At 65.8% G+C, this 278-nt stretch carries 1 protein-coding gene; it reads right to left on the minus strand.

The genetic code is table 11. The annotated features are described in order from the left end of the window. On the minus strand, nucleotides 1-278 hold a 278-nt coding region (locus NLU14_RS21620), incomplete at both ends, for a fibronectin type III domain-containing protein (RefSeq protein WP_275710499.1).

Raw genomic sequence — 278 nt, forward strand, 5'->3', positions numbered from 1 at the left:
CGAACCTCGTACGACTTCGACGGAGAGAGTCCGGCGATCGCGTACTTGCCGACGCCCTTGCTTACCCGAATCGGATCCGCGGTCATCTCTTGCCCTTCGGCCGCCCACTGAAGCCCGATGCCGGACAGGTCACCGTCCGCCGGGTCCTGCCAAGTCAGGCTCACCGTATCGACGCCCGGAGCGATCGTACCGACCGTCACGGGTCCCGGCGGCGCGATATCGCCCGATACAGGTTGAACGTCTGCCGTGCCGACCGTCGTCCTCGCGGCGCTATAGTT

It is taken from the genome of Marinobacter iranensis, assembly GCF_029207565.1.
Taxonomy (GTDB): domain Bacteria; phylum Pseudomonadota; class Gammaproteobacteria; order Pseudomonadales; family Oleiphilaceae; genus Marinobacter; species Marinobacter iranensis.